The sequence below is a fragment of the Frankia sp. AgPm24 genome (assembly GCF_023243055.1).
Classification (GTDB): Bacteria; Actinomycetota; Actinomycetes; order Frankiales; family Frankiaceae; genus Frankia; species Frankia umida.
The window spans coordinates 37,534-50,422 of the sequence record NZ_JALKFW010000159.1; the positions used below are offsets into that span (position 1 = coordinate 37,534).

Here is a 12,889-nt window from a genome sequence, read left to right on the forward strand (position 1 = left end):
GCCACCAGCCGGCTACTCGGCCCGGCTACTCGGCGGCGATCCGTCCGACATGGGCGACGGTGCATCGCAGCGCGGTTCCGCTCGGGACGTCCACGCCGACCGGGCGGGAGGTGAACGTCTTGATCTCGCCCGGCGCGACCCGCAGCACGGAGGCCAGACCACTTTCGATCTTGCTGTCGTTCGCCCGGACGTCGATCTGGATGACGTAGTTCGACCGCTTGGACGAGCTGTTACGCACCGTCCCCTGCACCACCGCCCGGTGGTTGTCCGGGTCGCGCGTGCACGTGGTGACCCGGACGTCGCTGGCCACCCCGGACCCGCCCGACGAGCAGCCGACCAGCAGGCCGACGCTCATCGCGGCGAGCCCCAGCGTCACCCCGACCACGGATGGGCGACTGGCGCGCGAGGATCGCATTCCGCGAGCCTATGAGGCGACGCCGAACCAGACCCGGCAGTGACAGATTCCGCACTGTCAGCTCCCTGACTGCGCCGGCGCCAACAGTGCCTCGGACGACAGCCAGGCCCGCAGTCTCTCGGGCGGCAGCGGACGGGCGAACAGGTAGCCCTGCGCGGCGTCACAACGGGCTCGACGCAGCCGCTCGACCTGGTTCTCGGTTTCGACTCCCTCGGCGGTGACGATGAGCCCGAGCGCGTGCCCCAACGCGACCAGCGCGTGCAGGGTGGTCGCGGTGCCCGGGTCGGCGGCCGCGTCCCCGTCCCGGATCACCAGCGGGCCGGCGAGCTTGAGGGTGTGCAACGGCAACCGGTGCAGCCGGGCGAGGTGGGCGTAGCCCGTGCCGAAGTCGTCGAGCGCCAGGCGAACCCCCCGCTCGGCCAGATCGCCCAGCACCCGGGTCACATCGCCGGTCGGGCCCAGCAGCATCGCCTCGGAGAACTCCAGTTGCAGCAGATCCGCCGGCAGTCCGGTGGCCACGAGAATCCGGTCCACCTCGTCCACCAGACCCGGCGCGCGGACCTGCCCCACGCTGAGATTGACACTGACATACCGGGCATACCCAGGGTGGTCGATCCGCCAGCGGGCCGCCTCGGCGCAGGCCAGTTCGAGCACCCGACGGCCAAGCGCGGCGATCTGGCCGTTGTTCTCGGCCGACCCGAGGAACATCTCCGGTGGCAGCAGCCCGAAGCGGGGATGGCGCCAGCGCACCAGCGCCTCCGCGCCGACCATCGACCTCGTCCGCCCCGGCCCCAACGCGACGATCGGCTGGTAGTGAACGACGAACTCGTCGTCGCGCACGGCGCTGGCCAGCATCGGTGCCAGCACATGCCGGTTGGCCTGGCCGCTGTCATGGTCGGCGTCGAACACGACCCAACGGCCGCGGCCGGCGTCCTTGGCCCGGTACAGCGACCGATCGGCGGCCTGCATCAGATCGTCGAAGTCGCCTTCGAGCACCTCGCTCTCGACCAGCCCCAGACTCGCCCCCACCGTCAGCACATGGCTGCCGAGCAGAATCGGTTCGGCGAGCGCGGCCAGCACCCGGGCGGCCACCGCGGTCACGTCCTCGATCCCGGTGGTGTCGGCGAGCAGCAGGACGAACTCGTCCCCGCCCATCCGGACCAGCATCTGCCCGTCCGTCAGCGTGGCTCGCAGGCGAGCGGACACGGCCACCAGCAGCCGGTCGCCGACCTCGTGCCCGAGGTCGTCGTTGACCGCCTTGAACCGGTCGAGGTCCACGAAGCACAGTCCGATCCGGCGGGACTGGCCCCGGGCGGTGAGCTCGTCGACCCGTTCCCCGAGCGCGATGCGGTTCGGCAGTCCGGTCAGGGCGTCGTGCCGGGCCTGGTAGCGCAGCGACTCCTGGAACTGGTGACGGTCCGTCACATCGGTGACGAGGGTCAGCTGCACCTCGCACCGACCGCCGCTGAACTGGCACGACGTCGACAGCTCGGCGCGCACGACCCCGCCGTCCGGGCCACCCAGGCGCGTCTCACTGCGCAGCCGGGTCTCGCCGTGTGGCCGGGTCGCGGGGCCGCGGCGCTGGTCGGCGAGGGCCGCGGCGAGGCGGGCCGCGTCGTCCGGGTGGGCGAAGTCGGGTAGCGACCGCCCGATCACCCGGGCCCGCGAGACCCCCACCATCCGCGCGAACGCGTCGTTGCTGTCCTGGATGCGACCGGACTCGTCGGCCACGACGATGCCGACCGTCGGCGCGGAGAAGATCAGCTGGACCCGCTCGGTGGTGGCCCGCCGGGCGGCCCGGTGGATCAGGTCCTGGTCGGCGAGGATGCGCTCGCGCAGCGCGTGGGTGTAGCCGCGGGCGAACGCGCCCTGCAGGGCGGCGATCCGATCGGTGAGCTCGGGACCGGGCGCGGACTCCAGCGCGGTGCGCAGGTGGGTGCCGCAGACCTCGATGGTCGCGGCGAGCACGTCACTGGCACCGTAGGTGTGCTCGAGCAGGGCGGCGGCGATGTCGGCCGCGTCCCGCGCGACGAACGGCTCGCGCAGCACGATGTCGACGAGCCGTTCGGACAGCCCGTGCAGCCACCGCTCGACGTCGACGCGCGGTGCGTCCGGGAAGCTCGCCCCGGCGATCGCGCGCGCCCAGGCCCGGGCGAAGCCGTCGACCCCCTGGGCGCGCACCGCCGTCGCCGTCTGTGTCCGGTCCATCCGGCGGCTCGTCAGCGGCGACCGACCGCGGCGAGTGCCACGGACCGCCTCGGGTCGTCCACCAGTGGATCCAGGGCGGCCGACCCCGGATCAGGACGCCAGCTCGGCAGGTGCACCAGACCGGGTTCGACCAGGGTGTAGCCCTCGAGCAGCCCGGCGATCCGCTCCCGGGTGCGCGGGTTGATACCGGTGGACGTCCGGTCGTAGACCCCGTGGACGTTGCGGGACTCGTCATCCCAGTCGTCGGCGACCAGATGCGACACGGCCACCGCGCTGCCCGCCGTGGTCGCGTCCCGGAAGGCCGCGACGATGGCGGCGGGATCGTCGTCGTCGCGGATGAAGTGCAGCACGGTGACCATCAGGACGGCGACCGGGCGACTCAGGTCGAGCAGGGCGGCGACCTGTTCGGAGCCGAGTACCGACGCCGGGTCGCGCACGTCGGCGCGCAGTATCGCCGCGCCGGGGTTGTCGGCGAGCAGCATCTCGGCGTGGGCGACCGCCACCGGGTCGATGTCGACGTAGACGACCCGCGCCCGCGGGTCGAGATGCTGGGCGATCTCGTGCACGTTGCCGACAGTCGGCACGCCCGAGCCGAGGTCGAGGAACTGGTTGATGCCGAACTCGGTCTGGATGTGGCGCACCGCCCGGTGCAGGAACAGCCGGTTCGAGCGGGCCACCAGCGGCGCGTCGGGGAAGGTCCGCACGACCGCCGCGTAGGCCTCCCGGTCGGCGGCGAAGTTGTGCGAGCCGCCCAGGGCGTAGTCGTACATGCGCGCGGCGCTCGGCCGGTCGACGTCCACTCCCGATGCCCATCCGGGTACGTCAGCCATCGTCACTCTCCCCGTTCGCAGCAACCCATCCGTTCGCGGCAACCAGGCCGTTCGCGGCAGTGCACCTGTTCGACCAGCCCAGCGTGGCCACGGACGGTAAAAGAATTGTCCATGCTCACCACATTCGTCACCACGCGGGTCCGCCAGATCGCGCTGGACGACCGAAGCCGGGCCAGCGAGTCACACGCAGCGTCACCACCACCCGCCGACCCCCGGTCGGCCCAGGCCGTCGTGGCCACGCCCACCCACGCCCGTCCACAGGGAATCACCGCAGGCGACAGCCCACCGCCGACGACAACCCAGGCCAGACGGAGGCAGGAAAAGGACCAACACGCATCGTCACCCGACGGAATCCTGTGTATACCTCTCGCTCTCACGTGAAGGTGCACGCGTCGAGGGCGCGGGTGGATGGACCCGACGGAAGGGCGCGCCGGACATCCACCGAACAAAGCACTGTCGGAATACACCGATGCGGAGAACCGCGCCCATGCACCCCCGTTCGCCCGGTGCACCGGTGCGCCGGGTGGCCCAGACAGGCCCACGACAGGCCAGGCCAACCCTGACGCCGCAGGCCAGCGGGCCCGCCGGGCCCCACCCGGTCCGGGCGGGGTAGGGGCGGTATGGTGGTCGCCGGACGCGGCACGGCTCATTTCCTGGCTTTGCCCCACGAGCGGGCCACCGCCCACAGAACAACCGCCCACGGCGCGCCGTCCGGGCTAGGTCTAATCGCCCGCCGGATCGGATGTGCTCCACACCACACAATGTGAGTCCAGGCGAGTCCCACCGTCGCGGAGTGAGGTGACGATGAACACGATGCCAGGGCGCGCACAGGGCGGAAAATAGTCAGGGGAGACCCGTGTGCTCGTGGGGATACGGTCTCCGCGGCGCCAACGGGCACCGCTGGGAGTCAAGAGGTTGAGCGGAGAAGGATCGTGAATACGGACAGCGCCCACACTGGGCACGCCGGCGAACCGGAACGGCTCGAGGGGCGCCGGAGCTCCCCGCACCGCGTGGTGATCATCGGCTCTGGCTTCGGCGGATTGTTCACCGCACAGGCTCTCCGCAAGGCGCCCGTCGAGATCACTCTGGTTGCCAAGACCACCCATCACCTGTTCCAGCCCCTGCTCTACCAGGTGGCGACAGGCATCCTGTCGGAAGGCGAGATCGCCCCGACCACCCGTGAGGTCCTCAGCAAGCAGGACAACGCCCAGGTCGTGCTCGGTGAGGTCACCGAGATCGACGTGAAGGCACGTACCGTCACGTCGCAGCTGCTCGGCCGTACCACCGTGCAGCCCTACGACAGCCTCGTCGTGGCCGCCGGTGCCGGGCAGTCGTACTTCGGCAACGACCAGTTCGCCACCCATGCCCCGGGCATGAAGAGCATCGACGACGCCCTCGAGCTGCGCGGTCGCATCTTCGGCATGTTCGAGCTCGCCGAGGCCTCCACCGACCCGTCCGACGTCGAGCGCCTGCTCACGTTCGTCGTGGTCGGCGCGGGCCCCACCGGCGTCGAGATGGCCGGGCAGATCGCCGAGCTGTCGCGCCGCACGCTGCGCCGCGACTTCCGCAGCATCGACCCGACCCGGGCCCGGGTCATCCTGCTCGACGCCGCCCCCGCCGTACTGCCGCCCTTCGGCGAGCGCCTCGGCGAGAAGGCGCAGGACAAGCTGGAGAAGATCGGCGTCGAGGTGCAGCTCGGCGCGAAGGTCGTCAACGTCGACGCGACCGGCATCGAGGTCGAGGACGCCGACGGCACCCGCCGCCGCATCGAGTCGGTCTGCAAGGTCTGGGCCGCCGGTGTCGCCGCGAGCCCGCTGGGCAGGCAGCTCGCCGAGCAGACCGGCGCCGGCATCGACCGGGCCGGCCGTGTCGAGGTGCTGCCCGACCTCACCCTGCCCGGTCACCCCGAGGTCTTCGTCATCGGCGACATGATGAGCCTCGACCGGCTTCCCGGCGTCGCGCAGGTCGCCATCCAGGGCGGCCGGCATGCCGCCAAGGAGATCCAGGGCTGGGTCGCCGGCAAGCGCACCGGCAACCCGTTCAAGTACCACGACAAGGGCAGCATGGCCACCATCTCGCGGTTCAGCGCGGTGGCCAAGATCGGCGGCGTCCAGTTCAGCGGTTTCCTCGCCTGGCTGGTCTGGCTTGCCGTGCACCTCGTCTACATCATCGGTTTCAAGCACCGCCTGACCACCCTGCTGCACTGGACGGTCAGCTTCATCGGCCGCGGCCGTTCGGAGCGCACCTGCACGGAGCAGCAGATCTTCGCCCGGGCCGCCCTGCAACGCCTCGGGGACAACTTCGCCCCGTCGCTGCCCCCCAAGAGCGACGAGGCACCCAGCTGGACGGGAGCGGCTCGCTCGCCGGTCCCCACCCAGCCCACCCCCGACGCGAACGGCCGGGCCGCCACCCGCGTCTGAGCGTCGCACCCGCACCACGACCGCCCGGGTCAGGAGTTCGATCTCCCTGGCCCGGGCGGTCGCGCGTACGAACACCACCGCGCGTATCACCTCCGGGCAGGCCAGGCCCCCGATCAGGTGATCCCCGGCCATCCCGCGGACATGGTCGCCGCGCGCTCGGCCGCACGGCGCACGCCACCGGGCAGCCGCCGCGCCCACGGCCGGATCGACCGCACACCACACCGTCCGGACCACGCTGATCCACCCCACACCGACATCCGCACGGCGTTCGCACCGGTATCCCCACCGACGTTCGCGTCGGCGTTCGCATCGGCGTTCGCGTCGGAGCCGGACACGGTTCGCATCTGGTTCACATGTCGGCACGGCACCGTGGTGGGGGCAGCGCGCCACATCGGCGCGCCACGCCGTCACCACGGCGTGCGGACGGGTGGAAGGACAGGTAACGATGCGCAGGTTCATGAGCACACGGCGAGGTGTCGCCGTGGCGTCGGTGGGCATGCTCGGCCTCGGACTGGGCGTCGGCCTGGGACTCACCGGCACCGCGGCCTCCGCGGACACCCCCGCCCCCACCGCCGCGTCGGCGCCCGCCACCGCACCGGACACCGAAGCACCGGCGGGCCGGCGACTCGGCCGCGACCACCCGCGGCTCGCCGAGGCCCGCCAACTGCGCCAGAACGCCCTGCACGGCGAGGCGACCGTCAGGACCGACAAGGGATACCAGGTCGTCAACGGCCAGCGCGGCAAGGTCACCGCGATCAGCCCGACCTCGCTCAGTGTCACCAGCGAGGACGGGTATGCCGCGACCTACGTCCTGACCGGCGACACGAAGTACCGCGTCGACCAGAAGGCGGCGAAGGTCACCGACATCCACTCCGGAGACACCGTCGCCGTGCGCGCCCGCACCACCGGCGACACCCACACCGCGGTCGTCGTCGCCGAACCCCGGGACTGACCCGCACGGATGTGCGCGATCCTGCCGGGGCTCGGGCGAGGAATTCGGTGTCCCGATTTTCTTCGCCGGGCCTCGGCAGTGTGCGAACGAAGGGTCGACCGAAAGGTGCTCCGTACCCGTCTCATACGATGACGGACCGGACGACGATGTCCCGCATGGCGACCCGGCACCCTCGGCTCCGGCCTGACCCGCGCCGCGTCCGCCGGGAGGAGGACGAGGGCACTGTGGTCGACACACATGTACGCACCAACCGGGAACGCTGGAACGAGATCTCGGACGAGTACCAGCGGCTGAACGGACCGCAGATCCGCCGCCAGGCGTTCACCGGCGATATCTCCTGGGGCCTGTGGGAGATTCCCGAATCGCGCCTCGGTGTTCTGGGTGAGGTCAACGGTCGGGATGTGCTGGAAATGGGGTGCGGCGGCGGGCAGTGGTCGACCGCGCTGGTCCGCCGGGGCGCTCGCGCCGTCGGGCTTGACCTTTCGGAACGCCAGCTCAGCCACAGCCGTCGGCTCGCCGCGGACACCGGGCTGGGTTTCCCGTTGGTGCAGGCGAGCGCCGAGGCGGTGCCGTTCGCCGAGGCATCGTTCGACATCGTCTTCGCCGACCACGGAGCCTTCAGCTTCGCCGACCCGATCCGGGCGATCCCCGAGGCGGCGCGGGTGCTGCGGCCCGGTGGCCTGCTGGCCTTCAGCCATGTCAGCCCGATCTACGAGGTCACGGTGCGCCCCGGCCGGGACTCCCCCGGCACCCGCCTGATCCGCGACTACTTCGGTCTGCGCCTGGTCCCCGAGGCGGACGGCCTGGTCAGCATGAACCTGCCCTACGGCACCTGGATCCGACTGTTCCGCGAGAGCGGACTCGTCATCGAGGACCTTCTCGAACCCCGCCCGCCCCGCCCCACCCAGGACGGCCAGGCGGTCTTCGACGGCCAGGCGGTCTTCGACGGCCAGGCGGCGTTCGACGGCCAGGACGGCGCGGACACGGCTTCCGGTGCACGCGAGGACGAGGCGTGGGCCCGGCGGTGGCCGTCCGAGTGCATCTGGCGGCTGCGCAAGCCGATGCTGTGACCATGGTCGGCGAGACCACCCCCGGCGAGACCACCCCCGGCGAGACCCTGCCCGACGGGCCCACGTCCCGTGGGTCGGCGGAGGATCTGCCTGCCGCGATGGCGCGTCTCGCCGAGCTGTTCGCACCCGCCGCGGACGTCCCGTCCCAGGCGGCGCCGTGGACACCGGTGGTGGAGTCCCGCCGCGATGACCGGCTGATCGTGCGCTGCGGCGAGATCATGCTCAAGGCGCATCCGATCGGCACGGACCCGCGGTCGCTGGCCGCTCGGCTGCGGGTCGCCGCGCGCCCGGCGCTGCGCGAGGTGCTGCTCGGACCGCTCGCTCTGGCCGGGCAGCCGGCGACGTTCGTGGCGCAGGTCGGTTCCCAGCTGGTCAGCGCCTGGCCCGCGGGACGCGCACTCGGCGCGCGCGACGTCGACGCCGCCCCCTGGGCTCGGGCCGGCGCACTGCTCGCCCGGCTCCACCGCCAGCCCGTCGGCCTCGACGACCTCGCCACCGTGCCCACGGCGAACGTGCTGCGCCGCCTCACCGACCGGGTCACCCGGCTCCGCCCGCACGCAGCCCACCCGCTGGTCGCCCCCGTCCTCGCCGCCCATGACACGCTCGGCCGCCCGACCGCGTCCCGGCCGGGGCGTCCGACGACCGTGGTGCACGGTGACTGGCACTTCGGCCAACTCGTCGAGATGCCCGGTGTCGGCTGGCGCATCATCGATGTGGACGACCTTGGCCTGGGCGATCCCGCCTGGGATCTGGCCCGCCCCGCGGCGTGGTTCGCCTGCGGGCTGCTCTCACTGGAACGCTGGGCGAGCCTGCTGGACGCCTATCGCGCTGGCGGCGGACCGGCCGTCCCGGCCGACGACGACCCGTGGCCGGTGCTCGACCTGCCAGCCCGCGCGCTCACCGTCGAGTACGCCGCGACCGCCGTCGCCGCCCACCTCGGCCTTGGCCAGGACAGCACATCTGATCATGGCCCGGCTGGCACGGCCGCTCCGTTGGAGGACGTCGACCGGGAGTTCGTCGCCGCCTGCGCCCGCATCCATGAGGCGCACTCCTGAGTGGCGCCGGGCGCGGACCACGGTCGCGAAGGTGACTCGCCGGCGTCGGTGCGCCATCGGGCCGGTACGCTCGCGTCAGGGTCCGATCTCTGGCGCTTACCGAAACGGCAGGTGGCATCCGTGAGCTACACGTTGCAGTGCCCGAAGTGTCACGCGGCGATGCGGACGTACAACCGCAACGGCGTGCAGATCGAGCAGTGCGACGGGTGCCGCGGCATCTTCCTCGACTACGGCGAGCTGGAGGCGTTGACCCGGCTCGAGGGCCAGTGGAGCCAGCCGGCCGCCCCGCCGCCGCCCGCCGCGCCCTACCCCCCGGCTGGCGGCTACCCGCAGGCCGGTCACTACGGCGCGCAGCCGGCGCCCTACGCCCAGCCCGGTCATTACGGCCAGCCGGCCTGGGGCCACGGTCAGGGCCATGGCCGCTCCAAGCACGGCGGCTTCGCCCGTATGCTGTTCAGCTCCTGACTCCGTCACCCGGCAGGCCCGGTCATTCCACCGGCGTTGGTTCCCGCGGACGGGGCCGACTGGTTGACTGGGGGAATGCCACTCACCGGTGAGTACGAACCCAGCCCGGCGGCTCCGGTCCGCGATCAGGTCGCCGAGTACGAAAGCTCCGGCGGGACCCGCGGTAACGAACTACGCGGGGTACCGGTCATCATTCTGACGACCACGGGCGCGAGGTCCGGGAAGATCCGCAAGACGCCGCTGATGCGGGTCGAGCAGGACGGTGCGTACGCGGTGGTCGCCTCGCAGGGCGGCGCGCCGAAGCATCCGGTCTGGTACCACAACCTCGTGGCCGATCCGCACGTCGAGCTGCAGGACGGCGCCGACCGTCGGGACTATGTCGCCCGGGAGGTCACGGGCGACGAGAAGGTCCGCTGGTGGGAACGTGCCGTCGCCGTCTGGCCGGACTACGCCGACTACCAGCGCAGGACCGACCGGGTGATTCCTCTCTTCGTGCTGGAGCCCGCGGCGTCCTGATCGGCGCCGCGGTCGGCGCGCACAGCATGCCGACGAGGACCACGAGCTGGAAGCGGGCCGCCCCGGCCGGCGACGCGCCGCCGAGCAGCGCGCCGACGAACGTCCCGGGCAGCGTGACCAGCCCGACCGTGCGGGTCTGGTCCAACGCGGGGACGAGCGCTTCGGCGACGCTGTCGCGCGCGATGTCCAGGACCGCTCGGCGCGGTGACGCGCCGAGCGCCAGCCAGGCCTCGACCTCGTCCCAGCGGCGGCGCAGTCCGTCTCCGAGACGTCGACCCGTGAGGGTGCAGGCGGTCATCGTCCCGCCGATGAGGCTGCCGGCGAGCGCCACCAGGGTGCGCACTGTGGGTGACACCGCGCCGACGGAGAAGACCATCCGGAACCCGGGCCCAGGTGAGGACCCCGACGGTGACCGCGAGCAACAGCGCCAGGCCCACGCCCAGCCGCACATCGATGCCCACCGGCCGCCCCGCCCCCGCCCACCTCACCGCGTCTCACCGCGTCTCGTCGCGCCTCGCCACCTGCCGTGGGTCGTCGCCACCTGCCGTGGGTCGTCGCCAGCTCGGCGAGTCCTACCATCGGTAGTAGCTGGCCGGAGGCACCTCGACGGCGAAGGGGGCATGGATGATCACTGGTCTTGAGGCCGCGGTGATCAGCGTAACGCTGGTCGTCGCGCTGGTCTGCCTGGTGCAGACAGCACGGGACCGGGCCGTGGGGGTGGGGGTGCTGGTGGCCAGCGGCGGATGCGAACTCGTCCTGCTCGCCCAGGCCGTCGCCGCGGTGGTGAAGCTGATCGGCGGCGAGCAGGCGGGGGAACCGGCTGTCTTCGTGCTGTATCTGATCGGCTCGGTCCTGGTGCTCCCGGCGGGCGTCTGGTGGACGGCGGGTGAGCGTACGCGCTGGGGTAGCGCGGTGCTCGGTGTCGCGTTTCTCGCGGCCGCGATGGTGGTCATCCGGATGGGTCAGGTCTGGGAGAACACCGGTGGCTGAGGTTCCCCTGACCGGCGGCACGGCGAGCGGGCCGGGGCGGATTCTGGTGACCGTGTACGCGATCTTCGCGGTGGCCGCCTGCTCGCGGTCCGCGGTCCAGATCGCCACCGAGTTCGACCATGCCCGGCTGGCCTATCTGCTGTCCGCGTTCGCCGCCGTGGTCTATGTCGTGGCGACGGTGGCGCTGACGCGGCGCGGGCGGCGCTGGCATCAGGTCGCGGTGGCCGCCTGTGCCACGGAGCTGGTCGGGGTGCTCGCCGTCGGCACCGCCAGTGTGCTCGACAGCGATGCCTTTCCCGACCAGGCCGTGTGGTCCACCTACGGCAGCGGCTATCTGTTCATCCCGGTCATCCTGCCGATCGTGGGGCTGCTCTGGCTGCGCCGCACCCGCGCGGCCATCCGCTGACCAGGCCCGGCCCACATCTCGTAGGTTCGCGGTATGTACACGCTCACCCGGGACGAGGCCATCGCCCGCGCGCGGCTGCTGCGCGTCGACGGCTACGACATCGAGCTGGACCTCACGGCGGCCCGCACGTCGACGGAGTTCGGCTCGACGACCCGGGTGCGGTTCAGCCTGCGCGATCCCCAGCACCCCACCGGCGGCTTCGCCGAGCTCAAGGCGGTGGAGGTGCATGAGCTGCGGCTCAACGGGCGGGTGCTCGGGGCGGCGGCGCTCGACGGCAACCGGATCATGCTCGACGAGCTCGGCGCGTCCAACGAGCTCGTCACGACGACGACGATGCGCTACTCCAACACCGGCGAGGGGCTGCACCGGTTCAACGATCCCGAGGACGGCGAGGTCTACCTCTACGCCCAGACGTTCCTCGACGACGCCCAGCGGATCTTCACCTGTTTCGACCAGCCGGACCTCAAGGCCCCGGTGCGTCTGGTGGTGCTGGCGCCGCCGGACTGGGTGGTACGCGCGAACGGCGCCGGCCACCAGACCGCGCCCGGACGCTGGGAGTTCACCGAGACGCCGCCGCTGGCGACCTACTTCGTCACCGTGGTCGCCGGGCCGTACCACGTCATCGAGGACACCCACGACGGGATCGCGCTCGGGCTGCTGTGCCGTCGGGCGCTGGCACCGCATCTGCGGGCCGACGCGGCGGAGATCCTCGAGGTGACCAGGGCCTGCCTGGACCGCTACCACGAGCTTTTCGCCGACCGGTACCCGTTCGGCAAGTACGACCAGGCGTTCGTCCCCGAGTTCAACGCCGGGGCGATGGAGAACCCGGGCTGTGTCACCTTCCGCGACGAGTTCGTCTACCGGTCGGCGGTGACCGACGCCGAGCGGCAGCTGCGCGCGGTCGTCATCGCCCACGAGATGGCCCACATGTGGTTCGGCGACCTCGTCACCATGCGCTGGTGGGACGACCTGTGGCTGAACGAGTCGTTCGCCGAGTACATGGGCTACCGGGTCACCGCGGAGGCGACCCGGTTCACCGACGCCTGGACGAGTTTCGCCGTCGGCCGCAAGGCCTGGGGTTATGCCGCCGACCAACGGCCCTCGACCCATCCGGTCGCACCCGTCGACGTCGCCGACACCGCCCTCGCCCTGCTGAACTTCGACGGCATCTCCTACGCCAAGGGTGCCTCGGTGCTGCGTCAGCTCGTCGCCTGGGTCGGCGAGGACGCCTTCCGCACCGGCCTGCGCGCCTACTTCACCCGGCACGCCTTCGCCAACGCCTCCCTGGACGATCTGCTCTCCGCCCTGTCCACGGCCAGCGGACGGGACCTCACCGGCTGGGCCCAGCTGTGGCTGCGCCGCGAGCAGGTCACCACGCTGACCCCGCGGATCGCCGTCGACGACGCCGGACGCCTCAGCGCCGTCACCGTCCGCCAGAGCGCCCCGGCCCGCTATCCGACGCTGCGCCCGCACCGCGTCGCCCTCGCCGTCTACGGCGGGGGGGCGGGCCCGGTGGGGCGGGCGCCGGTGGGGGTGGTGGGGCGGGGGGGGGGGGGGGTCGC

At 72.0% G+C, this 12,889-nt stretch carries 13 protein-coding genes and 1 pseudogene; 9 read left to right on the forward strand and 5 right to left on the reverse strand.

The annotated features are described in order from the left end of the window. Positions 1-25 precede the first annotated feature (25 nt). The 3 genes from MXD61_RS08355 to MXD61_RS08365 are packed head-to-tail and all read right to left on the reverse strand — an operon-like array spanning position 26 to position 3,453. A complete protein-coding gene (locus tag MXD61_RS08355; protein WP_248812264.1) occupies positions 26-415 on the reverse strand; it encodes an FxLYD domain-containing protein in 390 nt (129 codons plus the stop codon). Positions 416-472: 57 nt separating this feature from the next. Continuing rightward, a complete protein-coding gene (locus tag MXD61_RS08360; RefSeq protein WP_248812265.1) occupies positions 473-2,623 on the reverse strand; it encodes a bifunctional diguanylate cyclase/phosphodiesterase in 2,151 nt (716 codons plus the stop codon). Between the two features lie 11 nt (positions 2,624-2,634). After that, a complete protein-coding gene (locus MXD61_RS08365; protein ID WP_248812266.1) occupies positions 2,635-3,453 on the reverse strand; it encodes an SAM-dependent methyltransferase in 819 nt (272 codons plus the stop codon). Positions 3,454-4,385: 932 nt separating this feature from the next. Here MXD61_RS08365 and MXD61_RS08370 point away from each other — a divergent pair. Continuing rightward, on the forward strand, positions 4,386-5,873 hold the full coding sequence (locus MXD61_RS08370; protein WP_248812267.1) for an NAD(P)/FAD-dependent oxidoreductase: 1,488 nt from the start codon (positions 4,386-4,388) through the stop codon (positions 5,871-5,873). Between the two features lie 113 nt (positions 5,874-5,986). Here the strand turns inward: MXD61_RS08370 and MXD61_RS08375 are convergent, their stop codons facing one another. After that, a complete protein-coding gene (locus MXD61_RS08375; RefSeq protein WP_248812268.1) occupies positions 5,987-6,217 on the reverse strand; it encodes a hypothetical protein in 231 nt (76 codons plus the stop codon). Between the two features lie 113 nt (positions 6,218-6,330). Here MXD61_RS08375 and MXD61_RS08380 point away from each other — a divergent pair, with 113 nt between their 5' ends. From MXD61_RS08380 to MXD61_RS08400, 5 genes are all read left to right on the forward strand, one after another. Continuing rightward, entirely contained in the window at positions 6,331-6,825 is a 495-nt protein-coding gene (locus MXD61_RS08380) for a hypothetical protein (protein ID WP_248812269.1), read from the forward strand. 155 nt (positions 6,826-6,980) lie between these two features. Continuing rightward, positions 6,981-7,895 (forward strand): methyltransferase domain-containing protein, encoded by a 915-nt coding sequence (locus MXD61_RS08385; protein ID WP_251079622.1) that lies wholly within the window; start codon positions 6,981-6,983, stop codon positions 7,893-7,895. Between the two features lie 2 nt (positions 7,896-7,897). Beyond that, the gene (locus tag MXD61_RS08390; protein WP_248812270.1) at positions 7,898-8,950 is read left to right on the forward strand and encodes a phosphotransferase family protein; all 1,053 of its coding nucleotides are present in this window, start codon (positions 7,898-7,900) and stop codon (positions 8,948-8,950) included. A 120-nt stretch (positions 8,951-9,070) separates the two neighbouring features. After that, on the forward strand, positions 9,071-9,415 hold the full coding sequence (locus MXD61_RS08395; RefSeq protein WP_163549824.1) for a zf-TFIIB domain-containing protein: 345 nt from the start codon (positions 9,071-9,073) through the stop codon (positions 9,413-9,415). A 75-nt stretch (positions 9,416-9,490) separates the two neighbouring features. Beyond that, the gene (locus MXD61_RS08400; protein WP_248812271.1) at positions 9,491-9,931 is read left to right on the forward strand and encodes a nitroreductase family deazaflavin-dependent oxidoreductase; all 441 of its coding nucleotides are present in this window, start codon (positions 9,491-9,493) and stop codon (positions 9,929-9,931) included. 22 nt (positions 9,932-9,953) lie between these two features. Here MXD61_RS08400 and MXD61_RS27955 read toward each other — a convergent pair. After that, positions 9,954-10,382: pseudogene (locus tag MXD61_RS27955) on the reverse strand (ABC transporter permease); the annotation flags it as partial. A 173-nt stretch (positions 10,383-10,555) separates the two neighbouring features. On the opposite strand from MXD61_RS27955, the gene MXD61_RS08410 reads away from it, so the two are divergent. The 3 genes from MXD61_RS08410 to pepN all read left to right on the forward strand — a co-directional run. Next, positions 10,556-10,921: a hypothetical protein gene (locus MXD61_RS08410; RefSeq protein ID WP_248812272.1), complete on the forward strand. Its 366-nt coding sequence runs from the start codon at positions 10,556-10,558 to the stop codon at positions 10,919-10,921. Further along, entirely contained in the window at positions 10,914-11,327 is a 414-nt protein-coding gene (locus MXD61_RS08415) for a hypothetical protein (RefSeq protein ID WP_248812273.1), read from the forward strand. The genes MXD61_RS08410 and MXD61_RS08415 overlap by 8 nt, the downstream gene beginning before the upstream one ends. 33 nt (positions 11,328-11,360) lie before the next feature. After that, positions 11,361-12,889 (forward strand): aminopeptidase N (pepN, locus tag MXD61_RS08420; RefSeq protein ID WP_248812274.1); only part of this gene is annotated, 1,529 nt, incomplete at its 3' end.